This is a genomic window from Nitrobacter sp. CN101 (assembly GCF_055390255.1).
The window spans coordinates 1,808,291-1,830,450 of sequence record NZ_AP038833.1 but is presented as its reverse complement, the minus strand read 5'-3'; the positions used below and the strand labels follow the sequence as shown (position 1 = coordinate 1,830,450).

20 protein-coding genes and 5 pseudogenes are annotated in these 22,160 nt (G+C 56.8%); 12 read left to right on the top strand and 13 right to left on the bottom strand.

The features are described from left to right. Window positions 1-15: 15 nt before the first annotated feature. Window positions 16-612, bottom strand: a pseudogene (locus ACZ5IL_RS09125) (nickel/cobalt efflux transporter); the annotation flags it as partial. Between ACZ5IL_RS09125 and ACZ5IL_RS09120 the strand changes: the two are divergent. Further along, window positions 608-760, top strand: a pseudogene (locus ACZ5IL_RS09120) (IS3 family transposase); the annotation flags it as partial. The pseudogenes ACZ5IL_RS09125 and ACZ5IL_RS09120 sit on opposite strands and share 5 nt — an antisense overlap. Here the strand turns inward: ACZ5IL_RS09120 and ACZ5IL_RS09115 are convergent. Further along, window positions 724-1,065, bottom strand: a complete 342-nt coding sequence (locus tag ACZ5IL_RS09115) for a hypothetical protein (protein ID WP_464596414.1) — start codon at window positions 1,063-1,065, stop codon at window positions 724-726. The pseudogene ACZ5IL_RS09120 and the gene ACZ5IL_RS09115 overlap by 37 nt on opposite strands. An 83-nt stretch (window positions 1,066-1,148) precedes the next feature. Between ACZ5IL_RS09115 and ACZ5IL_RS09110 the strand changes: the two are divergent. Beyond that, window positions 1,149-1,334: pseudogene (locus ACZ5IL_RS09110) on the top strand (IS630 family transposase); the annotation flags it as partial. Window positions 1,335-2,115: 781 nt separating this feature from the next. Here the strand turns inward: ACZ5IL_RS09110 and ACZ5IL_RS09105 are convergent. Further along, window positions 2,116-4,869 (bottom strand): EAL domain-containing protein, encoded by a 2,754-nt coding sequence (locus ACZ5IL_RS09105; protein ID WP_464596413.1) that lies wholly within the window; start codon window positions 4,867-4,869, stop codon window positions 2,116-2,118. Window positions 4,870-5,216: 347 nt separating this feature from the next. Between ACZ5IL_RS09105 and ACZ5IL_RS09100 the strand changes: the two genes are divergently transcribed. Continuing rightward, the gene (locus ACZ5IL_RS09100) at window positions 5,217-5,576 is read left to right on the top strand and encodes a cupredoxin domain-containing protein (RefSeq protein ID WP_464594489.1); all 360 of its coding nucleotides are present in this window, start codon (window positions 5,217-5,219) and stop codon (window positions 5,574-5,576) included. Window positions 5,577-5,598: 22 nt separating this feature from the next. Here the strand turns inward: ACZ5IL_RS09100 and ACZ5IL_RS09095 are convergent, their stop codons facing one another. Next, entirely contained in the window at window positions 5,599-6,582 is a 984-nt protein-coding gene (locus ACZ5IL_RS09095; protein ID WP_464596875.1) for a hypothetical protein, read from the bottom strand. 341 nt (window positions 6,583-6,923) lie between these two features. Here ACZ5IL_RS09095 and ACZ5IL_RS09090 point away from each other — a divergent pair, with 341 nt between their 5' ends. Then, window positions 6,924-7,994, top strand: a complete 1,071-nt coding sequence (locus ACZ5IL_RS09090) for a cytochrome-c peroxidase (protein ID WP_464596412.1) — start codon at window positions 6,924-6,926, stop codon at window positions 7,992-7,994. 1,081 nt (window positions 7,995-9,075) lie between these two features. On the opposite strand, the gene ACZ5IL_RS09085 is transcribed toward ACZ5IL_RS09090, so the two are convergent. Beyond that, window positions 9,076-9,552 (bottom strand): hypothetical protein, encoded by a 477-nt coding sequence (locus ACZ5IL_RS09085; protein WP_464596411.1) that lies wholly within the window; start codon window positions 9,550-9,552, stop codon window positions 9,076-9,078. Window positions 9,553-9,758: 206 nt separating this feature from the next. On the opposite strand from ACZ5IL_RS09085, the pseudogene ACZ5IL_RS09080 reads away from it, so the two are divergent. The 3 genes and pseudogenes from ACZ5IL_RS09080 to ACZ5IL_RS09070 all read left to right on the top strand — a co-directional run. Next, window positions 9,759-9,962: pseudogene (locus ACZ5IL_RS09080) on the top strand (beta family protein); the annotation flags it as partial. Window positions 9,963-10,104: 142 nt separating this feature from the next. Continuing rightward, the gene (locus ACZ5IL_RS09075; RefSeq protein ID WP_464596999.1) at window positions 10,105-10,536 is read left to right on the top strand and encodes a hypothetical protein; all 432 of its coding nucleotides are present in this window, start codon (window positions 10,105-10,107) and stop codon (window positions 10,534-10,536) included. 321 nt (window positions 10,537-10,857) lie between these two features. Further along, window positions 10,858-11,756, top strand: a pseudogene (locus ACZ5IL_RS09070) (DUF2189 domain-containing protein). A 132-nt stretch (window positions 11,757-11,888) separates the two neighbouring features. Here the strand turns inward: ACZ5IL_RS09070 and ACZ5IL_RS09065 are convergent. Beyond that, window positions 11,889-12,140: an MAPEG family protein gene (locus ACZ5IL_RS09065; RefSeq protein ID WP_464596410.1), complete on the bottom strand. Its 252-nt coding sequence runs from the start codon at window positions 12,138-12,140 to the stop codon at window positions 11,889-11,891. Between the two features lie 386 nt (window positions 12,141-12,526). Here ACZ5IL_RS09065 and ACZ5IL_RS09060 point away from each other — a divergent pair, with 386 nt between their 5' ends. The 3 genes from ACZ5IL_RS09060 to ACZ5IL_RS09050 all read left to right on the top strand — a co-directional run bounded on the left by ACZ5IL_RS09060 (window position 12,527) and on the right by ACZ5IL_RS09050 (window position 13,540). Further along, on the top strand, window positions 12,527-12,985 hold the full coding sequence (locus ACZ5IL_RS09060) for a hypothetical protein (protein ID WP_464596409.1): 459 nt from the start codon (window positions 12,527-12,529) through the stop codon (window positions 12,983-12,985). Between the two features lie 95 nt (window positions 12,986-13,080). Beyond that, window positions 13,081-13,407, top strand: coding sequence for a hypothetical protein (locus tag ACZ5IL_RS09055; RefSeq protein WP_464596998.1), 327 nt, complete (start codon window positions 13,081-13,083; stop codon window positions 13,405-13,407). Beyond that, window positions 13,319-13,540: an integrase core domain-containing protein gene (locus ACZ5IL_RS09050; RefSeq protein WP_464596874.1), complete on the top strand. Its 222-nt coding sequence runs from the start codon at window positions 13,319-13,321 to the stop codon at window positions 13,538-13,540. Before ACZ5IL_RS09055 ends, ACZ5IL_RS09050 begins: the two co-directional genes overlap by 89 nt. A 206-nt stretch (window positions 13,541-13,746) precedes the next feature. Here the strand turns inward: ACZ5IL_RS09050 and ACZ5IL_RS09045 are convergent, their stop codons facing one another. The 5 genes from ACZ5IL_RS09045 to ACZ5IL_RS09025 all read right to left on the bottom strand — a co-directional run bounded on the left by ACZ5IL_RS09045 (window position 13,747) and on the right by ACZ5IL_RS09025 (window position 18,779). Continuing rightward, window positions 13,747-14,415, bottom strand: a complete 669-nt coding sequence (locus ACZ5IL_RS09045) for a hypothetical protein (protein ID WP_464596408.1) — start codon at window positions 14,413-14,415, stop codon at window positions 13,747-13,749. A 169-nt stretch (window positions 14,416-14,584) separates the two neighbouring features. Beyond that, window positions 14,585-14,932, bottom strand: a complete 348-nt coding sequence (locus tag ACZ5IL_RS09040) for a hypothetical protein (RefSeq protein ID WP_464596407.1) — start codon at window positions 14,930-14,932, stop codon at window positions 14,585-14,587. Further along, on the bottom strand, window positions 14,901-16,682 hold the full coding sequence (locus ACZ5IL_RS09035; RefSeq protein ID WP_464596406.1) for a hypothetical protein: 1,782 nt from the start codon (window positions 16,680-16,682) through the stop codon (window positions 14,901-14,903). Before ACZ5IL_RS09035 ends, ACZ5IL_RS09040 begins: the two co-directional genes overlap by 32 nt. Further along, window positions 16,616-17,647, bottom strand: coding sequence for a hypothetical protein (locus ACZ5IL_RS09030; RefSeq protein ID WP_464596405.1), 1,032 nt, complete (start codon window positions 17,645-17,647; stop codon window positions 16,616-16,618). The genes ACZ5IL_RS09035 and ACZ5IL_RS09030 overlap by 67 nt, the downstream gene beginning before the upstream one ends. A gap of 496 nt (window positions 17,648-18,143) precedes the next feature. Then, window positions 18,144-18,779 (bottom strand): response regulator, encoded by a 636-nt coding sequence (locus ACZ5IL_RS09025; protein WP_464596404.1) that lies wholly within the window; start codon window positions 18,777-18,779, stop codon window positions 18,144-18,146. Between the two features lie 425 nt (window positions 18,780-19,204). On the opposite strand from ACZ5IL_RS09025, the gene ACZ5IL_RS09020 reads away from it, so the two are divergent. Beyond that, a complete protein-coding gene (locus tag ACZ5IL_RS09020) occupies window positions 19,205-19,804 on the top strand; it encodes a hypothetical protein (protein WP_464596403.1) in 600 nt (199 codons plus the stop codon). Further along, window positions 19,805-20,290 carry a DUF992 domain-containing protein gene (locus ACZ5IL_RS09015; RefSeq protein WP_464596402.1) on the top strand — a complete coding sequence of 162 codons (486 nt, stop codon included), beginning with the start codon at window positions 19,805-19,807 and terminating at the stop codon, window positions 20,288-20,290. It begins immediately after the preceding gene. A 302-nt stretch (window positions 20,291-20,592) separates the two neighbouring features. On the opposite strand, the gene ACZ5IL_RS09010 is transcribed toward ACZ5IL_RS09015, so the two are convergent. Together ACZ5IL_RS09010 and ACZ5IL_RS09005 are read right to left on the bottom strand one after the other, a co-directional pair. Further along, a complete protein-coding gene (locus ACZ5IL_RS09010; protein ID WP_464596401.1) occupies window positions 20,593-21,468 on the bottom strand; it encodes a catalase family peroxidase in 876 nt (291 codons plus the stop codon). Further along, window positions 21,465-22,082, bottom strand: coding sequence for a hypothetical protein (locus ACZ5IL_RS09005; protein WP_464596400.1), 618 nt, complete (start codon window positions 22,080-22,082; stop codon window positions 21,465-21,467). The genes ACZ5IL_RS09010 and ACZ5IL_RS09005 overlap by 4 nt, the downstream gene beginning before the upstream one ends. Window positions 22,083-22,160: the final 78 nt, after the last annotated feature.

The following is a 22,160-nucleotide window of genomic DNA, read 5'->3' as shown; positions in this document are numbered from 1 at the left end:
GAGCTGACCCAGCGGTCACGACTTCTGAGGCAAAACTCCTTGCGCAGATGTTTGCAGCGGTGCGGTGTGTTGCATACCCTGCCAGCCAAGCCAGCCGGTGTAGAGGCCGACAAACACGATCAGGACGGCTGAAGCATAAGGCGCTCGCCTTGCGAAGCTGCTGAAGCCCGACCAGCGGCTCGAAACGTGCTTGACGCTGAGCGCCGCGAGAACGCCGGCCGATACCATCGTCAGCGCTAACCCAATGCTGAAACACACGACCAGCACGAACCCAAGGCTGAGTTGCTTTAGCTGCATACACAGAAGCAGCACGGTAATCGCCGCAGGACACGGAATCAGGCCGCCCGTCAGGCCGAAGAGAATGATCTGCCCGGTCGTGACCGTGCGCCCGTCAAACCGGCGTCGAATATCCGCGGCATGCGCGCGAGCATGCGCATCGTCCTCGTCGCCGAGATTCATGTGGCTGTGGTCATGCTCCTTGAATGCGATCTCGTGGATCTCGGTGCCCGCCGTATTGTCGATCTCCAACCGAACGGTGAAGGCATGCGGCTCCGGGATTTCATCCACGCTTTCGAGGAAGTCGCCCTTCGACACGAAGGCAAACGCCTGGCGGAGTTTCGAAGCCGTCGAGTTCGCGACGCTGACCTGGGTCGACTGGTTCAACAATCGCCGGCTGCTGGAGCCAATCGGCAACATCCCGCCGGCCGAAGCTGAGGAACGTTACTACGCTATGCTCAATGAGCAGAAACTGGCGGCGTGACTCAAACGAAATAGCCTCCGGCAAACCCGGGGCGGTTCATTCTGCCGGCGCACAAAGGGCTTCACATATTGCGGGCTGATGATCTTGACCTGGTGGCCTAGCGCCTCGAACTTGCGCGCCCAGCAGAACGCGCCGGTGCAGGTGCAGGCTTCGACCACGATCGTGCAGCGCTCGACTTGCGCGACAATGTCGAGAAGCTGATCGCGCATCACCCGCCGCTTCAGCACGACGCAGCCATGATGATTGACCCCGTGAAGTTGAAACACGTTCTTGGCGATATCGATACCGAGCGTCTCGACGGTCATTGCAGCTCTCCTTCCCGTTGCAGGCTCTCAGCCTGAATGGTGGAGGGAGAGCCGTCCATCCCATTAGATGGAAGAAAGTCTAGCTCCCGCCCTACAGTCCGGACTTTAACCCAATCGAGATGGCCTTCTCTAAATTGAAGGCGCTGGTGCGCGCCGCTGCCGCGCGCACCATGACAGACCTCTGGCAAGCAATCGCAAACGCTCTCAAACGCTTCTCACCCAATGAATGTCAAAATTATCTCGCCGCCGCTGAATACGACGCAAACTAATCGAAAAATGCTCTAGCAAAGAATATTGTTTCGCTGCCTTGAGCCTACTGATCGGTCAACTGCGGACGCAAGCCTGCCGCAGGTTAGCCTTCTGATGTCATCTCAACGCTTCAGCTTCGTTCCGGTTACGCGCCAGCGTTCGGCGCGGCATCGCAGGCCTTCACACTCCGCCTACGCAAGATGAAGATCGAGGCTGACGTTGGCGAGAAATCCCCTTACGACTTCCATTCGTTCCGAACGCTGGTTCATCACGAAGGCTGAGCAAGCAGGACAACCGCCGCATGTCATCGACTTCGTGGCGAGCCACACGCGACTGGGCTAAACGCTGGGTAGATTATCCGGAGGGCCCATCAATGGTGCAAATGAAAAAGCGCACCGCTGCGGTTAAATTGCCGCCTCAGAACTAAGACCGTCCAGCGATGAGTATTTTACAAGTGCGACGACGCTCACCAGGGAATCGAACACCTGTTTCGGCCTTGAGAGGACAAAGGACGGACAGGGTTCCCGGGACGCGAGGAAGATGGTCAGCGACGGATACTCCAAGCAATTGCTCAGGCAGCGCCAAGGTCTCCTTATGATCTTCATTTCAGTTGACCGAGGCGTAGGGCCATTCACATGTCAGTCAGCTGAAAGCAGGTGGCCCGCGGCCATTACGGATGTCGGCAGGGTCGACATTTGATATGCTCAAGCGGGCTATTTGAGTAGATTAGTGCTACGCAGCCCCGATTTCAGGAAATTTTGGGAGGATGTCCGATTGTTATATTTCGCCGCGGCTGCTGATTCAACGCGGCCACGGGACAATATTTGGACGCTCAAACTTGCGAATGACGTACGAGACTTGGGGTGCCGAGACAGGCTCGCTAAGAAAATAGCCTTGCACTTCATCGCAGCCTTCAGCGGCAGCCTGATCGAACTGGGCGATGTTCTCCACGCCTTCGGCTGTGATTTGCATGCCGAGGCTTTTTCCAAGGCTCACGATGGCGCGAACGATCAGCTTCGAGCCTTCTGTCGAGGTCAAATCATGTACGAACGACTTATCAATTTTGATCTTATCGAAGGGAAAACTCTGCAGGTAGCTCAAAGAGGAATAACCCGTCCCGAAATCGTCAATCGCCATCCGCAAGCCGAGCGCGCGAAGCTTGTGCAGGGTCGCCATGGTTTCCGTGCTATTCGTAAGAAGCACCGACTCGGTGATCTCGATCTCCAGTCGTCCGGCTGGTAGCCGCGAGTGCATCAGCGCCGATGAGAAAGCCTCGACGAGGCGCGGGCTACGGAATTGGACGGAAGAGACATTCACTGAGACCTTGATGTCGTCTGGCCAAGATGCAGCTTGTTGGCAAGCCTGATCGATCACCCATTCGCCGAGTTGGATGATGATACCAATCTCCTCGGCCACAGCGATGAATTTTTCAGGATAGATTAGGCCGAGTTGCGGGTGACGCCACCGCAGCAGAGCTTCGAACCGGCAAATCTTTTCAAGTTTGAGACTGTAGATTGGCTGATAGACCAACTCAAACTGGCCATTCGTCATCGCGTCCCGAAGATCGAGTTCGAGAGCGCGGCGCTTCTGTAGACTGTCCTCCATCTCAGTTTCAAAGAACCGCCAGACGCCGCTACCTTCAGCCTTGGCACGATACAACGCCAAGTCCGCATTCTTCAGGAGCTTTTCGCCATTCGAGCCATCGTGAGGAGCCAGCGAGATACCGATACTACAGCCGATAACAATCCGTTGTCCGTTGAATTCATAAGACTGTCCGATGCATTCAACGATGCGTCGTGCAAGTCGCTCCACATCGTTAGAGTCTCGCGTGCCTGCTTGGATGATGGCAAACTCATCGCCGCCCAAACGAGCGACGGTATCGATCTCGCGGACACAGGCGAGCAGCCTGTCGGCGACTGCACAAAGTAGCTCGTCGCCGATCGGATGTCCGAGTGTGTCGTTGACCTGTTTGAAGTTGTCGAGGTCCAAACATAGAACGCTAAATCCAGCTCCGCGTCCAGCTTGGGCAATAGCTTGTTCGATACGTTCCGCCAGCAGCAGACGATTCGGCAGGTGGGTGAGGGCATCGTGACGGGCCATAAAAGCGATCTGAGTCTCCGCCCGCTGCTGCTCGGTGACGTCTTCGCAAGTCTCCAGCCATCCGCCATCGGAGGTCGAACGACGGTCGATACGAATAGTGCGACCATCGTCTAAATTCTGAAAATAGCTTCCGATCTCCGAGCGCGATATGGACGACTCCACGAGTTCATCGAGGGTCTGACCCGCATGATTTCCTGCCATGATGCTCAGCTTCAGAACAGATTCGAACTGCATGCCAGCGCGGACATGGCCGGAAGGAATGCGGAAAATCTCGCAGAAACGACGGTTGACGACTTGCAGGCAACCATCATTGTCATACAGACATAAACCCTGCGACATGTTGTCGAGAGCGGCATCGAGTCGTCGGTTGGTTTCGTAGAGTTGTTCTTCCTGCCTCTTTAAGGCTGTGATGTCGCTGAAAACTACAATCTCGCCGCCTTCCTGAGTCCTGCTACGGCTGATGCGCAGCCACCGACCGTCCGGTAAACAAGCTTCGCCTGTGAGGTCGTCGTTCGCGAGGAGAGCTGGGCCAGTTGAGGGAAACGCAATCTTGAATGTGTCCAGCGAGTCGAACCGGAGAAGCTCCGGTGCACTGGCAAGAAATTCGCTTGAGCGGGAGTTGGCCAGCGCGATCTTTCCATCAGGATGAAGGAGCACGACGCCTTCGCGGGAATTTTCAAGCGCATCGGTCAAACGCGCTTGTGCGGACCTCCGCTGAGCGACTTCACGCCCAACCATATCTTTAATATTATTTCGCATCACGCTCATCGCGGCGATTAACGTACCGAGTTCGTCGGCTCCTCCCCTGGGGATGTTAACATCGAGCTCGCCCGCCGCGATGCTTCGTGCGGCTTTGGAGGCAACGGCAACCTGCCCAATAATACGGCGGCTTAACAACCAAGTGACGAATCCGGAGAGAAGAAGCGCGATGGCGATAGCGCCGAGATTGAAATGCAAGTCACGATCAATCGCGGACAGAGCTCGTTGGCGGAACAAAAAGCCGTCGCCAGCAGTGTGGTTGATCAAAAGATCAATCTGCTGGTCAACGGTCTTCGCGTAGCCATCCAGGCGGTCGACATAGATGGCGCGGCTATTCACATCAGGTACTTTGCCGCCGTTGCTATACAGCGTGGCCCAGTCACTGACGGCTTTGCGCACCTTTGTGACCGCGTCAGTCGCGCCGGGAGACTGAGACCGTTCGGCGGCGATATTCAGATCGTCGTAAAAGGCACTTTCAAGTCTGGTAATTTTTTTATCAAGCTCGGTGCGCGCCTGAAGGTCGAGAGTCCCCAGTCGCCGGGAGGCGACTGCGCGCATTTTAGAGAAGTCTGCGGCCGCTGCCCGTGCGTAGTTGATCGACATGAGAGATTCGTCGAATGTTTTGGCAACAAGACCGCCAGCGTGCTTAATGCTTTGCATGGCGTAGAATCCGAGAGCCGCCGTGATGGCACTCATTAACAGATAGCAAACCAGGATCTGTGTTCGGATTGTGTTACCCGCCGGTATGCAGGAGCGTATGCTTTCGTAAGCAGCGTGGAACAGCGCGCGATTTGTCCCGACTCCTGACGACATACTCGCACCCACACGATGGCTCCACTTCCGTCAGCGACCGAAGAATAAGCCCTATTCTCAGGGATAGCCCTGGCGATAAGGGCATTCGGAGGTGACATCACTCATCGGAATAGCGATATAATCTTTACGGCCGGTGTTGAGTGAAGGTACTTCTGGAGTGTGGTAACCAGTTAGTGCATCGAATTGGTTGGATTTTCAGTTCGCGCATGAAGGTCTGACGGAGTAACGGAATGCATGTGCTCAGATGGATTTCGATCCTTCTAAGACGGAGTGATACGCATGTTTTGTTAGCAGTGTTAGGTGGTTTGCTCGCCGGCGGAGTATTAGCTGCCGGCCCTTATCAAATTTCACAGAAAAATCGTGAATTTCAGCCAGGCCATATTGCCATTAGCCGCGGCGAGGCTTTGCGCTTTGTCAACGACGATGGCGATCTTCTTCACCACGCCTATCTCACCTCCCCAACGTTCTCGTTCGATTCGAACGATCAGAAGCCGGGTAGTTCGTTCACCGTCGTCTTTCCGGTCGCGGGCAGCTTTACGGTGCGGTGCGGGATCCATCCAAAAATGAAGCTGATGGTGAAGGTGAACTGAGTTTGTTTGCTGGCCGCCCGGGTTACAAAACCGTCGTATTGAACAGCGTTGCGTGGCCGACGTAGTAGACAAACAGCGTTGCGGCAAGTGCAGCGCAGAACCCGGCCGGAGCGGCGAGTGGAACACGCCGGTCGTTCTCTACTCGGCGGTCATCGGCAAGCACTGCAAACAGCACCGCAATGATGCCCGAATGCCCGATGGTGTCTATCTTTCCAAATTCCAAGCAAGCAGCGATGAACATACCCGCTAGAATTGCCGCTGCGCAGCGCCGGACCAGTGGCGTCCAGAGCAACGCAAATGCGAGTACGAACTCAACGGCGCCAGCAGCACGCATATAGAACTCGGGATCAAACCCGAAAGTAATGCTCGGGTGCGTGATGAAGATCGGGTAACTCCACTGAGGATAGGCCCATTTTTCGACGGACGCCCACATCAGAGTCACCGCCGTCGCATAACGCATGATATCAATCGGCTCGATCCCGAAGAATTTCTTCTGAAGCCCCCTCAAAGCAAGATACGCTGCGATGCCCAGAAAGATTGGGTAGTCCGCCAAATGGAACATTCCGTAGTCGTGTATCGCCATGCCGAACAAAATGACGATGCCGAGCGCGGAGATCGGCAAAGTCCGCCTCCACAATAGGCAAATCGCGATTGTGAACTGCAGGGGAGGGAGGAGGGCCGATTTGCTGGTCAATTCCGGCGTTAACAGGATGCCACCCAGCGTCCAAACACCGATGAAGAAAAAGAAGCAGAACGCACGCACCATTTCCTCAGTATGGAGGCGTATTCCAATGGTGACGCGATCCATTGACCGTAACATTGCTTCGCCGAGAGGCGTCTTCTCGAGAAAGCAACCGGCAAGAAGTCCGACCGCGGCTACGAGGATCAGAAATCCGAAGTCTTGGGTCAGCACGTTGGAGAGTTCCAGTGGTTGGCCCGCGACATCGTAAGCGCAGAACCATTTCACATGGGCGCTGGCATTGGCAGTGCTCGTCACGGCGAACAGCAAGGCGAGGAGACACCGGGCGAGGACAAGAGAAGAGCTTCTCAGGATGGGGATGCTCCCTCGTAAAAAGGCCGATCTTGCCGATACCGGATCAACTAGAACGTGCTTTCAATATATTAATATACGAAAAATTGAGGATTGGAAGACAATCAACGGGGGCGCATCGGCTGCCGAACGTTGATGCGGAACCAGTCGGCGTTATCGTCTTAGTCCGAGAGGAAAGCTCTGCCCGACCGCTCGCTTCAATCCTCAGCGGCGCGAGCGACGCAAAAATAATGAAAGCGTCGCGCGTTTTTGGATGACAACATGAACAGGGCAATTCAATCAGTGGTTAGTACAGGTTGATTGACCGAAAGCGGACCCAACATTGTAGTCGTAGTCACAGGGCAGCAATGGCGCGATTGACTGGGTTTCTTTTCGCAGTGCTAATGGTTTCCTATCTTCCGCCTAATTATTTAGCGGCCGAAGAAACGATCTCTGATAAGGTCAAGTCCGACTATCAACGCCCGGCAAAGATCCCATTTCCGGACAGTAATCCCTACACTCCCGCCAAGGCTGATCTTGGCAAGATGCTGTTCTTCGATCCCATCCTTTCAGGATCGCGCAAGATCTCCTGTGCGTCATGTCATGACCCGTCGAAATCATGGGCAGACGGCTTGCAGCAGGCGGTCGGCGAAGACCCGGCGGGACTTAAGATTCGTACGCCCACATTAATTGACATCGCGTTCGTTGATATTCTTGGCTGGGATGGAAAATTTCCGGATCTCGAGTCGGTGGCCTTCAAGCCATTGGTGAGTCCGCAGATCATGAACATCACAGAACGTGAACTGGTACGACGTCTGCGCCACGCGCCGAAATATGTTGCCGCCTTTAACGCCGCCTTCGGGAAAGGCGCTATCACACGAACCAGAATTGAGAAGGCGTTGGGAATCTACCAACGCACCATCGTCGCCGGTGAAGCACCGTTCGATCGCTGGATTGCGGGCGACGAGACGGCCATTTCTGCCGAAGCCAAGCGCGGGTTCGCGCTGTTCAACGGCAAGGCCCACTGCTCGCACTGCCACAGCGGCCCATCGTTCACCGATGGATCCTTTCAGGACATTGGTACTGCGACTGGCGCCGATATTGGAAGGGGACGAATTTTTCCGAAATCAGAGATGCTGCGCTACGCCTTCAAGACTCCGACGTTACGCAACGTCGCGAAGCGTGCACCCTACATGCACGATGGCTCGATTCCGACTTTGGAAGCTGTGATCGAGTTGTACAATAGAGGCGGCATCGATCGACCTAGCCGTTCGCCTTCCATTGAACCACTCTCGCTGACGGAAACCGATAAGAAGGCGCTAATTGAATTTCTGCAAACACTGACCGCCGACTCGCCTAGTGCGCGGCTATCAGGACCCCCTCAATAAATCCATCGCGAAAAATCTGCCTCGTTCGATCACGCGACCATCCACCATAGCGAAGCTCCCAGCAGACCGAATCCCGCAAAAAGCGATATGCCCGCGCAGGTCTCCAATGTTTTCGAATGGATGGGGTGCCTATCCGCGGCCCACGCCAGTACAACCCCGGCCAAAATAGCCGCGACACTCAACAGGACAAACATCCGATCCCCGGTTGTTACTCACTTCTACGATGGACCGAAAGAGTTGATAGCTGATGGTTTCAATACCTAAAAATTGAAGAAAACGCCTAGCAGCGCCGTCGATGACCTTCTCCCGCGTGTGCCTGTCGCAAATCAAATCCGAATATATTGGTGATGCAGGCCACCCAGGATTGGAAGGCGAAGAACACGCCCTGCTCTCTGAACCGTGCGCGATACGGGCGCATCCTTGTCCAACGATTGGTGCGTGCGCGTCTCATTATAGTAGTCCATCGCCGCGGTGCCGTCGGCATGATTGCGGAGGAACGCCTTCCAACCCTGGATGGCGGGCCTCTCCGCCTGGCCATATCCTTGGCCACGCTGGTCTGTCCGATGTCGATGCCGAGCTTGAGAAGCTCGCCATGAATTCGTGGCGCTCCCCAGAGTGGATTGGCGATACTCATCTCGCAGATCAGCACCGTCGGCCGGCCGCCGCGATGCCTCGATTTCCAGCGCCTATATGATCTGAAACCGGCACGATGCCAACGGATCACCGTCTCAGGCTTCAAAATCGCCAGAGCCCCTCGAACACTTGGCGCCAGACGATACAGCCCAGCAAATATCAACCGATCCAAAGTACTGAAATTCAGCCGCTTCGGTGATTGACGTCGCTGGATGTTAAGCTGATGACGAAGGATCAGTATTTCGGCTTCCAGCGAGGCCCTCGACCGGAACAATCCGACCAGCGCCAACCAGACCAGGCTGCAAGCTTCTCTCATAAGACCGAAGCATTGCGCGATCCGACCTCAGTTGTCCAGCCGGATTAGGTTTCCGACAGAGACAGGTCGGAGTGGATCACTGGCGCGCCGCATACCGTGCAGCAACCCTCAGGCTTATTTCTTTGTCCTCACTCACTTCGCCGCCGGCGTCACCGCGTCGAAACGATAGCTCGCATGGCAGGCAACGCAAGCCGACAGCTGCGTGCTGAGTGTCGCGAGCAACTGCTCGCGGCTGGCACCCGAATCGGCTGCGGTAGCAATCTCATCGAAGCGCTTATGGACGCTGAGCCCAAGCTGTTTGAACTCGAGCGGCAACTTGGCCATCAGTGCCGGATTGACGTCGGCGGCCGCTGCCATACCGCTCGCGCGCGCCGCCTGCGCAACCCGCTTCATGTCGCCTTCGTTCACACCGTCAACGACAATCTGCACGGTCTCAAGCATACCGCGCATTTCGGTGAGAACGAGATTGCGCTCATCTGATCCCAGCAGAACAGTCGTGCGCCCGTCGGACGCCAGTTGCGTCTGACCGCGAACGAAGAAGAATGCAGTGACGGCAATGGTAACAGACCAAAGGGCAATGGCAGTGATGGACAGCACTCGTGCAGTCATAGATGATTCTCCTGCTGCACATGAATAGCAGTTGTTGCCGGTGAGTGACAGCCATCCTCGCGTCGCTGATGCTCGGCGATGCCCTCAACGCTGCAATACACACACCAGGGAAAGATCGAGCGCTGACACCCAGACTCTGAAGAACCGTATATACTACATCGACGGCATGGGAGGTCCGTAAAGGCGGGGCGTTCCGAGACAATCCAGGGCAGATGCACGACCACTGTGCTTCGATCGTGGCCTCCGGCAAGTTTAGCGGAGCGGGTTTCTCAAGCGGCGATGACTACATCGCCAAATGTGCGGCGAGGACGGCGAAGCCTAGCAATCAACCCTGGTGGAAGTTCGTTACGATCAACCACCACATCACGCATGTGCTGGATGACCTCTCCATGTCTGGCGTCACACCATGAAAGCACGGATGGAAGCGGTGATCTCGCAAAGCGTCACAGCCTCGCAAAGTATCTCGTAAAGCTGCCTTCTCGGCCGTCGGAGGTCCTTTGGCACATATCCGGCTTGCCGTAGGAGTTCTATGACTTCGTCGCGCCAGAGAAGATGCACCATCATGACAGGATCGATATCGGGGTTAGCGACGGGGTCTCTCAACGCGTGGAAGCTGACACCACTCCTTGGTCCCTGTTACCGCACCTTGGCACGCAGCTCGGCGCTTTCATGGCGCGCGACAAAGCCCACATCATCGCGATGACTGGTTCGTATTTTCGTGGTGACGCCGTGCCAGTCCTGGCAGCCGAGGATGAGATCAAGTTCCAGGCCGTCACTTATGGCCAGCACGCTTGCGAGGTCATGAAGGTCGCGCGAGTGTATGGCGCGCGGCCTGAAATCTATTCGCGGGCGTCTTGGAACGCGCTGCTGCACCTTGCGTCGCCTGGCATCGGTGCGCCCGAGATCCGTGCAGCCCGCGGAGCGCCCGGCGGCGCTGGTCTGAGGCACCGACGGGTTGGCGGGACTAATTTAATCCAAGCGTAGGCTATCCAAAAAAAACCGGCCGACCGGCGGGTCTTTGGTCGGAGATCACAGCCCATCCCGGATGAGTGGGCTGCACGCCCTTCCGAACCGATAACGCATTGAGCGAAGGCGCGTTCCGGTGAATGCAGCCTTAGCAGCGTGCGGCATAAAAAATCACTGAATCGCGGGCAACCAAATTCAGGGATAGGAATTGGAATAACCAATAGGTCGCGGCAAGCCTTCCTTGCTCTCGCGGGGGTTTGCTTGTGATCGTTTCCGGAGGGCAAAACTTGCGTCTTCTGGTGGCGTGAGGATTGGCCCCGCGAAAGGGAGACAACGAACATGGCCGCCTATTATCCTCTCGAAGGCACGTCACCCCCGCCCTCAGAAACTGTCGCCGCAGACGGACCAGTGATCCGTCACATCGGTTTCTCTGACCTTCTCGATGCGTTGCGGCTAGGTTGGGAAGACTTCAAGGTGGTACCCAGCCACGCCCTTGTCCTTTGCGCAATCTATCCCGTGATCGGAATTCTGATCGCGAGGATGGTGCTCGGCTACTCGGTCTTGCCGCTGCTGTTTCCGCTCGCCGCCGGCTTTGCCCTGATCGGGCCGTTTGCGGCGCTCGGACTCTATGAACTAAGCTATCGGCGCGAACTCGGCATGGATGCGTCCGCCTGGCACGCGTTCCGCGTGTTGCGAGCACCGTCGTTCGGATCGATGCTCGGACTGGGCGGGCTGCTGCTTGCCATTTTCGTCGCCTGGGCGGTAACGGCGCACGCGATGTATGTGTCCGCCTTCGGCAACACACCGGCATCGGCAATTCCCGATTTCTTCACGCAGGTCTTCACCACGTCGGGTTCCTGTTCGCAGCCGTTGCCTTGTGCATCAGCATTGTGTCGTTCCCGCTGATGCTTCACCAGCACGCCGACATGAGCGATGCCATTCAGACGTCGATGCGCGTGGTCGCGAAGAATCCAAGCGCAGCCTTGGAATGGGGTTTGATCGTTGCCTTCCTGCTGATGCTCGGATCAATCCCGTTCTTCCTCGGCCTCACGATCGTGATGCCGGTGCTCGGTCATGCGACGTGGCACCTCTATCGCAAGGCGATCGATAGCCCTTTGATGTCGTCATCGCACGAGCCCGAGCAAATTGAGAGGGAAAAGCGCTACGCGGCCGATTTCCCGTCCGTCTTATTGCCCCCTTACGGGCGCAAGCATCGGTTCTTCGATAGTTCGGATTGATGGAAAGCAGCGCATGCTCTCAAGGCCGTCTCGATGGTAACTGAGGCGGCCGGCGCGCGGACCGTTGGAGGACGGACTGGCACCCGCCATCGTCTTCAGTCAATTTATAGAAACCCCGCTCCGGCGGGGTTTCTATATCAGCGCAATTACCCAATAAACGCCGATCATCATTTGCATGGCGAAGGCTGCGAAACGAGCGCTCACCGCCGCGGTGCTCGTCGAAACCAGATGAATGATTGATTGCGTAATGCGCGCAGCCAAGAACCATAGCGCTAGGCTGTCGGTGACGACCGTCTTCTCGAGGAGGATTGCAAAGCCCAGCAAGCCTCCGAATACTGGCAGGCCTTCGATGCAGTTGGCGTGCGCGCGGGCAAGGCGCTGCATAAAGGGCGAGAGATTTGTCGGGATGGAATCCGTTTGCCGGGACCTTCCCTGCCAAAACCAGGTAAGTCCGGATGATCTCCATCAGAACCAGCAGAGCTAGCGTCCACGCGATGAATCCGATCAGAGCAATAGCTGTGCTGGTCAATGGATCAGATCCTCCATGATCCGCGCGGGGTTCTCTATTTCTGGCGCCATTTCAGGGTCATCTCCAAGTCGCGCTGCGATTAAAAGGTCGGCTTCTCGACTTCGATTATCGGATTAATGCCTGACACCTTTAATCCGATTTCGACGATCTTTGATGATCGAATACGTTAGAACGAGCCCCTTGTGTGTGCCGAAAACCTCATCCGAGTTGATGACGTGATGGAATCGCCTAAGCTGGTGGAATGATCGGACTGCTCTGTTTCGTTCTGGCCGTCCTGGCCTCGCCATTCAAGTCGAAGTTGCGGCTTGAGGCAAAGAATGCCGCGCTCCGACATCAGGTGATTGTATTGCGGCGGAAGCTGCGTGGCCGCGGCCGGCTCACAAACCACGATCGCTGGTTCTTCGTCCAGCTGTATCGCTGGTTTCCATCAATCCTGACGGTTATCACGATTGTCCAACCTGAAACCCTCGTGCGTTGGCATCGGGCGGGCTTTCGCTGCTACTGGCGGTGGAAATCGCGGCGGCGGGGTGGTCGCCCGCAAATCGAAGCGGACCTGCGCGCGCTGATCCGGCAGATGAGCATGGAGAATTTGCTTTGGGGTGCGCCGCGCATCCACGGCGAACTGCTCAAGCTTGGATTTAGCGTCGCCCAATCAACCGTCGCCAGGTACATGGTGAAACGACGTGGACCGCCCAGTTAGGGGTGGAAGACCTTCTTGCGAAACCACGCTCCGGATATTGCCGCCATGGATTTGTTCGTGGTCCCGACCATTGGCTTCAAACTGCTTACGGCTTCGTGATTGTACGGATTGATCGCAGAGATCTCGTCTGGATCAACGTCACAGCCAACCCGACGGCGGAGTGGATCGCTCGGCAGATCACCGAGGCTTTCCCTTGGGACGGTGCTCCGGGTTACATGATCCGGGACCGTGATCGCATCTACGGTGCGGTCGTCACACGCCGGCTGCGTGCCATGGGCATCCGGGAAGCCTATTGCACCGGCCTCACCCTGGCAGAATGGTTATGCCGAACGGCTGATTGGATCGATCCGTCGCGAGTGTCTCGATCACGCGATCATCTGTGGCGAGGCACATTTGCGTCGGGTCCTGAAATCTTACGCTGACTATTACAACCGTTTCAGAACGCATCGGTCTTTGAACAAGGATGCACCGGTCTCTCGCTCAGTGCAGCACACCGGTGTCATTCGTTCACGCGCCATCCTAGGCGGACTTCACCACCACTATGGCCGGATTTGAGGTTTTCGGTACAGACAATCTCCGAACACCAGTTTCGAGAGTCAAACGAGAAATAGCAGTCGCCTCTTCACACGCTTCGCAGCGTAGTCCTCCGCTGCCTACCAGACCGAAATCGAAGTGAAGAAGTGAGGAGCAATCGATCGCTCCGGAGACTCTACTGCGAGATCGAAATGGAAATTGCGTCTCCGGTGAACCCGGACACGTCACTAGACATTGACCGGAAGCAGCAAATGGAAAAGGCGCATGTGGTGCGTATCAAGGTTATGCTCGGTCTCTCCCAAATGAGTGCTTGCCATCGCGCTTGCAACGGCTCTTGAGAGGACCGATTGTGCAAGCTTTGAGCTCTCAATGAGCTTGAGAGGCGTCCGTTGTAGTTCAATGCGTTGCTCAAGCCCGCTCCACGCACCGTCCGTCCTGCCGTCCATAACGTATCCCAGCATACCACCTGCCAACAATCCTTGAGAGTATTGTCCGCTGATGAAGGCCATCATACCATCTTCTCCGGCATAAGCCGGGTACTCCGTCGAGAAGCTACCTCCGGGATACGTTACGTGTAGCCGCTTCGATTCGAATGCAAAATAGTCACGCTGCGAATGCCGGTGCTTAAAACGGAGATCCAAACGTCCAAGTCGCTCTCCCTCCAAATCTAATAGCCAGCACTGCGCGACGATGTCATAGGGCAGCTCTGCGAAATAGGGATCATTTGCCAGCCGACCCGCCAACCGAAATGTGATGCGATCCTCGATTTCACTTGTGCCTGGCTGATTCATCCGCGCCCAGGCAACGGCTGTCGCCTCCAAGATCTCGACCAAATAGTCGTCGTCGAAGGGATTGAATTGTGGATCAAGGCGGCCGTTGAATATCTGGCTGCTCATGCCTCTTGCCTTACTAAGTGCTCGAAGATGGCATCGGCGTCGTTGAGCGCAGCCGTGCGGGACCAATTCCGCATCGTGGCCGGCTTAAGCATGTGGAGACGATCAGATTCGAAATAGCTGAAGCCACGCAGATAGCTGAGAGATCTGTTGTCGCGCTTCGCAGCTGCACTCACGCGATCAAGCGCTGTCCACAGCTCATCATCGCCATTGAATTCGGCGTACGGTTTACCTGCTTGTACCCGTAGGGATAATGCTCGGACCATTCCGCGAGACGTCTTTCGGAAAACGTCGTTACAGGTTCCAAGAAGGGACCGCTGAGAGCTCCCTGCGTGGCGATGGTCCTGACGAGGCCGATCTCAGAGCTTGCGAGCGTGACGACCGATATATTGTGCATCGAAAGAGCTTGCGCCGCCGCCGCCGGAGCGTCCCGCCTGACCCCGAGAAAACTTGAATTGCGGCCGGCGGCCGGTAGGGAGATCGCCTGATCAGTGAGGAGCTCGGTTGTATAGATTTGCATCGCCAGCGCTCATCCCCTTGTCGCTCCCGAGCACCCGCTTTGCGGTGATCACTATATTTCTCACATCATATCCGACATCCTCCGTATGCCGTGCAGCCTCCATGCGACGCACCAGCGGCAGCAGTTGGTCAACCGAGGGCCGCGCCGCGCGGCTCGCCTCGATCCATGCACGCGACGAACTCGAGACGCGTTCCATAGCCTCGTCGAGGGCCGAGACGGCCGATCCTCTATGCGGCAGGCCGTGCTCAGCCATCAGCCGGATCCCGTTTGCAAGCAGTACGGCCGCGGGCTCTATTTCATCGCGCGCCTGAAGCACCTGCCGGACGTTCCGTTCGAGATCCTTCACAAGTGTCGTATTGGCTTCCGCATCAACCTCTTCGGCGGCGTCAGTCTCAAAGAGACGTATCTGCAATTCAAGCGTGTCGACCCGGAACGCGTATTGCTGGGGGGCTTTCATTTCGGTCAACGCACGACGGGCGGGTGCGAGCAACGGACGCGTGAGCGGCAGCATCCCGAGGTCGCGGAGCATCCGCATCAGAAGCTGCGTCTCGTACCAAACTTGGTCCCAAGTCGGCTGTTGGTTCGCCACAGCACAACAGGCTAGTCCGATCAACGCCTCGCCTAGATTGCCGAGACGCGCGTAGACATCGGCGAATGCAAACCATGCTAAGCGCTGTCGCTCGGCGTCTTCGCCTGCTATCGAGAGACCCTGTTCGACAAGATCGCGAGCCCGTTGCGCCCGACCCGCGACGGTGAGGTGTCCTGCGGCCAGTCGCAATACGAGAAGGTCACCGTTGCGGTCTGCCGCGAGCGGAGCGGTAGCCGCGGCGATGGCGACGCACACCTCGATCGTCTGCACGACACTGTCGTTCTGCGCGTTGCGCCCAATATGCTCGGTCAGTCGCTGCAAGCCCGCCAAAGCCTCATCCGCAGGCACGTTCATCATCTCAGCGGGAAAGACACGACGTCCGATCACGATCGGCCGCTCCTCGACGAGCCACTTCATCCCCCGCTCGATCAGGAGCCACAGTTCGTCCGGCCCGCTGGCCTTTGGCCTCTGGCTAAGCGGCTTCACGCTCCTAGGTGTAATGGGCCGCCGAAAAAGCGATAACACCACCGCCGCGACGATCGGGAGCCCGCTTGAACCGAGGACTTCAGGCGACACAAGCTTCGCCAAGCGATGCCGCATGGCGCTGTCGTGCGGCAACCGCGCCAGTTCATGCGCCAGCCACTCGATGACGTTTAGCACGAGTTGGTTATCGACCTGCTCATCAAGCAGCAGGCGGCCGCGTTCAACCATATCGATCGCAAGTGCGATCGTGCAACGATCCGAATCCGCTTCGCTGACTGCAGCCTTCGAGAGCAGCCTTACGGCAGCGCCTCGCTGAGCGTGCGCTTCGAGGTAACGGGCCGCCGTTAGGAGGGTTTCGTTCCAGCGGGCGGGAAACCGTTCGGAGAGAAGGCGAAGGACTGATGGGACATCCGGTTCGGTGCCGCCGCCGAACGTCCTTGCCAGTTCGTTGAAATATTCGAAGTCCGCGCGCCCATCCGGGGTCGAGATATCCTGGAACAGCCTTGCAGCGCCCGAGTAGTCCTGCGCACCGAGCAGATTCGAGAGACGATGTCTCCTGAGCTGCGCACTGCCGGAGAACATACACGCCAACTTATCCTCGAAAACATTGGTCAACTGCTCGTTGCGCAGCCTGACGGCAAGGTGAAGCGCATCTTCGAGATCTTCCTGCGAACGCAACTGACCAGAGGCTGACCTGAGCAGATCCGTAGCCTTGGCGTCGGCACCACTTCAGCGAGCATGGCCACCTTTAGCCGGCCTACGGGATCGAGATCGGCTGTCAACTCGGGTTGCCTTTCAAGAGCCGATCGGACTTCCAGCACGAGGCCCGCGGAGGCCAGTGTCTGCAGCTTCATTAACGATCGTGCGGTGGCCGAAAGCCCGTCTATCGCGTCGATCTCCGCCATAATTGTTCCGAGACGGCCTTCACTCATCAGCCCATGCCAGCGCGCTGCCTGTTCGGTGATGGCCAAATCGGAACGTCCGGGGGCCTCGATGCCTGCAACACCCCATTTGCACGTCTCGAGCAAGTCGTAGTTCTCAAGCCTCGAAGGAATGAAAGCGCCTCCATTCACTATGACGTAGCCATCGGCATCGATGGCGGCCGTTTCGAGTGCGGCGCCCAGCGCATGCAGGTGCGGCGCCCAATTGTCGTCAGGGACCGGCGGACTCCGCACGGTCGGTTGCACTCCTGCAGCTCTATAAAGCGCTCCGTGCGTGATGATCGCTGCGGATTTCGGCCTCATCTCACGGACGAGCGCCGCAAGTGACGAGACGTCCATATCCGAGCAACGTTCACAGAGGACGTTGGAGAACGCCGCTACGACTTCCGCCGGACTGGCGGGATACCCGCGTGTGCGCCGTACCGCATCCGAAAAGATTTCTCTAAGTCCCGTCAGGAACTCTGCTGGCGGTTTCTCGAATGGGGGGATGACAATGACGATTGTTCGAAATGCTGGCTTTCCATCTGGCAGGTGGATGAACCTTAACACCGCAAGGAGTTGTGCGGTGTGGTCCAGAACGTCACGGTCACCGATCAGGAAGAGATCGGCCCCTCCCCAAGCCGCGCCGTTGTTCCTGTAGAAGTCGGCAAGAGACCACGTCTGCGGTGTCCCGTCCCGACCTGATGCTACATCCTCCGCCACATTAAACCGCCTTTCAGTCAGGCTTTCGTCGCTCACCCCTTAAGTCAGTACGTATCGTTTCATCTCAGGCAGGAATAGTCGGGGGCTCTGTCCATTGCACAACGACCTCCGGGATGAGATTTCTTCTGACCTGCACAGACAACTCTGAAAGCATCGAGGATTGAGATCGCGGTGCCCTACACCATCGGCGAGGTTATCTAGCTCAAAGACACGCCGCATATTGATGATCTGGACTCTAGACCGACACGCGCGGCTGCAACGGTGTGAATTTGTGATCTCGGGTCAAGCCGGGGAAGACCACGCATCTGTGCGAGCCTATTCGCGCCGGTTTCCGCAATTACTCTATTTGCCAAAACCGTTTGAAAAACCGTTTTTATTTTTGGCTTTCGAACGGTGATTCCGCATAAGTGATTGATTTAAATGGCGTGCCCGAAGAGCTTCGAACTCCTGACCCCCAGATTCGTAGTCTGGTGCCGATCTAAAATCCAGATCGCCCTCAGGGTGCGACCAGATTTTTGCGGATGGCATAACGGACTAGATCGGCTGTCGAGGACATACCCAGCTTTCGCATGGCCGATGCGCGATGCGTTTCTACGGTCTTCACGCTGAGCTTCAGAATTCCGCTGATGGATCTGTTCGTATGCCCTTCCGCAATGAGTTGAACTATGCCTTGCTCGCGCGGAGTGAGCACAACGTCCAACTTGTTTTGCTTGTTGGTCTGGTAGTGATGAAGTAATTTCTCCATTAGAGCGCCGGTGAAATAGGGCCTGCCGTCCAGCAGTGCCTCGATTGCGGAAATCAAATGTTTTCCTGCATCTGACTTGAAGAGAAAGCCACGAACGCCGGCCAAAATGGCCTCAGTCAACAACTCCTCATTCTCGTGCATCGTGAGGACCAAGATCGCTGCCTGTACACCCATTGACTTGAGGCGGCGGCTCACTTCCAGCCCATTCATCAAGGGCATTGAATAATCCACGATGACGACGTCAGGCCGCGTTTCTAATGTCAGTGCGACAGCCTGCTCTCCATTGATGGCCTCCGCGCTGACGATCCAATCGGCTCGCGTTTCGACAAGCGCGCGAAGTCCGGAGCGAACAACTTCATGATCATCTGCTATGACGAAGCGCTTCACGGCGTCGTTCCCGTTTTCCGGCTAAACGTCGGGCAATAAAGAGCGCGATCAACTGCAAACCAGCAGTTACATTAGTGGCAACACGGGTGAATATCCCACAAAACCCTGAAAATTTCGGCCAAATGTACTGATTGCCGCTCTAAATGGCATGATCGAACGGTAACCTGAGGGCATTGTATTCAAGGTCCCGCCTGTGGCGAGGGTGGTGCGATTGCTCAGCACGAGATTTGGTCGTCGCTAAGGGAACGGCGACCTGCTTTCTAGGGAAAATCCCTGATGGGCAAGACGGGTTTCGGTAATCTAGGGTGCTGGTTCACTCTAGGTGGCTCGGCGGGCTGACCGATTGATGAACGACACGAAAACAGGCGGAACGTTGCGATCGGCGATGATCCCCCAGCAAGCCGCGAATCGTCAATGAGGCACCGATGGATGAAATTGAAGCTACACGAGACGATCGAACGAACCCTTCGGTGGCGCGGTCGCCGGTGACCCGCTTTGTTAGGGAGCAGTTTCCTTTTATCGTTGCACTGGTGCTGTCTATCGCCGGGGTCGCGTATACGAACGCGTCGCGCCAACCCCTCGTCGGTTATTGGGAGTTTCTGGCACTCGCGATCGGCGTCACCGGCGTGATCAGCAAGTGGTCACAGGTGCATAGCAGAGAGGCACGATGGCAACTCGTCTGGACCCAGGCGCTACACTGGATCGCTGTCTTAGTTGCGATGAACATCATATTACTGTCGGGCGTTAGTCAATTTCTGGCGACACCAGCAATCAGTCTTGTTCTCCTTACGCTGCTTGCGTTGGGGACATTCCTCGCGGGCGTGAGCCTTCTGTCGCTGCAGACCGCTTTTCTCGGTCTTGCGATGGGCGCAGCGGTTCCAATGATATCCTGGCTGAAACAATCTATTCTCCTATTTCTGCTGGCGGCTGTCTTTCTGATCGGCCTCGGCATCACGTTCTGGTTTCGCAATAGCGGTCAAACGAGCGCCGCATCCAGCCGACACAAAAGCCCCGATGAGATTTAGATGATGATGAGTCAGCGTCTCGCGACCATTTGCGTGTCTGCTTTGATTTGCGTCGTTGCTCTTCCCGCCCATGCGGAGAGATTTAGGGTCGGCAGGCTTTTGTGCGCCAGTACACCGCGCGTTGGACAAGTTTTCGGCTCGGCGCAGGACTTGCGTTGCGTATTCCGGGCGGGAAACTCGGGGCGGCAGTACGTTTACGAAGGGAGGATCCGGCGCGTCGGTCTTGACCTCGGAGTGACCAGCGGAGCTGTCCTTTCGTGGGCCGTTCTTGCTAGGAACTCACGCATCGGTCCCGGCACACTGCGCGGCAATTATGTGGGTGTCAGCGGTAATATCGCATTTGGGCCGGGCTTTGGGGCCAACGCACTGATCGGTGGATCCCGCCGCACGATCATCCTCCAACCGCTATCGACCGAAAGATCGGTCGGGCTGAATTTCGCGGCAAGTGTTACCAATCTGACGCTCAGTTCAAGTCGGGCACGTTAGATCGGTGCACAATCGGTTTCGATACGTCTCGCCGAGGACACCTGCCACGTCTTTTCGAAGTCTGCGAGGGTCTGTAACGCTGGCCCCGGTGTCGTGGGTCTGCTCGTCTGAGATCGAGCCCAGATAAAACTCAGAACCATACCAGCGCTTGGAGACTCCAGGTATGTCGACAGCCCGCTAAAATTCAGTCGCGCACGGTCATGGTGTACTGCATTCCGTCGGCTTTTTTCGGGTCTGGGCTGATGCCGATGAAGTCGAGCCATTGCTGGTCACGACTTTGTCAATATGACCTGGCGAACGATCTATTTGGTGCGGCGACCGAACGACTCGGCATACGCCTCGGTACGCGTATTGATGATCGGGTCATCCGAAGCTTCGATGCCGGTCGTCACATTGGTCGGCAGCAGATCGTTCTCGATCTTCTTCGTATCCAACGCCTTGATGACTGCGATTTCTCCGAGTTCTATCGTCGGACGGCTATCCGGCCAGACTTTCGTAGCGTCCGCGGTTGGATCCTCAGCGGCAGCAACCTGCACAAAAAGGTGAAACTTGACCGGTCCTGCTTCGAGTGACGCTCGTAGATTGTCAGCTAGTGCATTCGGAGGACGCTTCGCCGCCTCCTCGTCGGTTACGTAGGCCGGGCCGCTCTCCGGCACGATGCGATAGCGGCCAAACTTGCTCGTTTTTTGCGTGTTGGTGAACTTGAACGCGTTCACGCCGAAGAAGGGTTGCGTGCCGTAACTGACAGCTACAGGCCGAGGCGTGGTGACAAACGCTGCTGCCGCAGGGTGAATCGACAAGAATTTCTCGACCGGCGTCGGCTTGGGGACATTGGGGCCGCTCGCGCCGATGGCTTGGAGCAGAGCTAGAAAATCCTCGCCGGTTGCCACCGGAAACCCGTTGGCCGATATACAGACAATGTCTTGCTCGCTGCCATCCGAGAGGCGAAACTTGATGGCCATGCCCCGGATCCCGCCGGTCGAAGGGTGGGTGTCGGGCGCATCGGGGACGCCGCCCGCATTTGAGAAGCGAATGACCAACGGCGTCGGAGCGCCTTTGAGAAAGACAGCCGAGCTGAAGGAGTCCGCGCCCTGCGCCGGCGTGAAGATACCTTCAAACACGGCACCTTTGGCGTGGTTCGCGCGAACGCCCGTATGCTGGCCGTAGCGCGCGTTCATTTGATTGACCAGCCGAACGCCAAGCGGCGCGTCTTCGGCGCAAAGGCAAAATCACCGCGCCTGGACCGGCGAAATGCAGAAAGCGCCTGAGCCGATCCCGCCAAAGTCAAGCTCTGCTCTCGCAGACAATCGACGTTCGATGGAAAGAACGACCCTGAAAATCGGACTACGTCGCCTTTTTTCATCGCAGCGAGAGATTTGAAGAGTTGCGTATCGGGATCAATCAGCGTTTTATCGGAGTAATCTGATATCGCATTATTCCAGGTGGAGACGTGCAAGCCCGGCCCAAGTTCGAGTGTGATCACGCCACGGCCATCGCCATTGGTGGAGAGATAAGAGACCTTTCCTATCCATCCAGAGGCGTTCTGGCCTCCAACAGCACTGCAGATCGCCTGCTGCCTGGTATTGCGAATTCCACCGGCGGCCAATTCGTTTGGTGCCGACCTAAATTGGGACCGAGCCTCTATAATGGCTGACATAAAACGAGCCTGATCGGATGGAGGGGGTACCTTCGGGACGGGGGGCGCTGCACTTTGGCCGCCGCCGCCGACGAGTGCTCCAACAACCACAGCTCCCAGCGCACATCCTAAGGCTGCTTTAATCGCGATGTTCATGGACCACTCCGTTTATTGATCGGCTGCACCTTTACGCAATGCCGACTGAGAGTTTTTGATTCCACAGCCGCCTGGCGG

Excerpts from the sequence above, each read along its gene's own strand:
- ACZ5IL_RS09115 (WP_464596414.1), bottom strand. The coding sequence starts at position 1,065 with ATGACCGTCGAGACGCTCGGTATCGATATCGCCAAGAACGTGTTTCAA.
- ACZ5IL_RS09105 (WP_464596413.1), bottom strand. The coding sequence starts at position 4,869 with ATGAGTGCCATCACGGCGGCTCTCGGATTCTACGCCATGCAAAGCATT.
- ACZ5IL_RS09100 (WP_464594489.1), top strand. The coding sequence starts at position 5,217 with ATGCATGTGCTCAGATGGATTTCGATCCTTCTAAGACGGAGTGATACG.
- ACZ5IL_RS09085 (WP_464596411.1), bottom strand. The coding sequence starts at position 9,552 with ATGACTGCACGAGTGCTGTCCATCACTGCCATTGCCCTTTGGTCTGTT.
- ACZ5IL_RS09075 (WP_464596999.1), top strand. The coding sequence starts at position 10,105 with ATGCACCATCATGACAGGATCGATATCGGGGTTAGCGACGGGGTCTCT.
- ACZ5IL_RS09065 (WP_464596410.1), bottom strand. The coding sequence starts at position 12,140 with ATGCAGCGCCTTGCCCGCGCGCACGCCAACTGCATCGAAGGCCTGCCA.
- ACZ5IL_RS09060 (WP_464596409.1), top strand. The coding sequence starts at position 12,527 with ATGATCGGACTGCTCTGTTTCGTTCTGGCCGTCCTGGCCTCGCCATTC.
- ACZ5IL_RS09045 (WP_464596408.1), bottom strand. The coding sequence starts at position 14,415 with ATGAGCAGCCAGATATTCAACGGCCGCCTTGATCCACAATTCAATCCC.
- ACZ5IL_RS09040 (WP_464596407.1), bottom strand. The coding sequence starts at position 14,932 with ATGCAAATCTATACAACCGAGCTCCTCACTGATCAGGCGATCTCCCTA.
- ACZ5IL_RS09020 (WP_464596403.1), top strand. The coding sequence starts at position 19,205 with ATGGATGAAATTGAAGCTACACGAGACGATCGAACGAACCCTTCGGTG.
- ACZ5IL_RS09015 (WP_464596402.1), top strand. The coding sequence starts at position 19,805 with ATGATGATGAGTCAGCGTCTCGCGACCATTTGCGTGTCTGCTTTGATT.
- ACZ5IL_RS09010 (WP_464596401.1), bottom strand. The coding sequence starts at position 21,468 with ATGAACGCGCGCTACGGCCAGCATACGGGCGTTCGCGCGAACCACGCC.
- ACZ5IL_RS09005 (WP_464596400.1), bottom strand. The coding sequence starts at position 22,082 with ATGAACATCGCGATTAAAGCAGCCTTAGGATGTGCGCTGGGAGCTGTG.